Consider the following 679-nt stretch of genomic DNA (forward strand, 5'->3'; position numbering starts at 1 on the left):
GGTCGACCGGCATGACCGGGATTTGCACCACCGAGGCGCCCCGGCGTACCTCCAAGACAACCGATTTGCCCACCTTTCCACGGAATGACTCGATCGGCTCAAATGCGGTCCCGTCAGCCGCAATTATCTCGTCGCCGGCACGGAGGCCCGCCTGCTGAGCCGGCGTTCCATCTATGACGCCGGTGATCGTGTTACGACCAGTCGCCTCGAAACCCGAAATGATACCTATGCCAGGGTACGAAATGCGGCCGTCTGGAAACGCACGCTGCAGTCCCCGGCGTCGCAGTGCGCCGACAAAGATGTCTGCAAGCTGATAATATTCCGGCTCATCCGGCGTATAGAAACGCGTGTGCGAGGCGTGCAGCTCGGACAGCATGGTATTAATGACGCGTGCCAGAGAGTTCTGGGAAGTTGCCCGCCGAACGTCTGGAAGATATCTCTCCCGAACCGCCAGCCAGTCTAGTCCGTTGTGACGGGGATCGTAAAAGCGATCACGCACGGTCTGCCAAACGCTCTCGAAGGTAGAGACGCCCTCAGCGGGAACGTAGGCGCTGTTGGTCTCTCCCCTTAGAGGCTCCGCGGCGTTCGCGGCCTTCGCGGCCACGGCAGATGCCGTAACCGTGGCTGCCAGTCGCAACACTTGGCGACGCGAAGGCGATGTATCGATAGCCTCTTTCAT

The 679-nt window shown here is 60.5% G+C and carries 1 protein-coding gene; it reads right to left on the minus strand.

Annotation, left to right across the window (positions count from 1 at the left end):
- Window positions 1–376 (minus strand): PDZ domain-containing protein (locus GWG65_RS40570; RefSeq protein WP_275200929.1); only part of this gene is annotated, 376 nt, incomplete at its 3' end.
- Window positions 377–679: the final 303 nt, after the last annotated feature.

Source organism: Bradyrhizobium sp. CSA207, assembly GCF_029051685.1.
GTDB lineage: Bacteria > Pseudomonadota > Alphaproteobacteria > Rhizobiales > Xanthobacteraceae > Bradyrhizobium.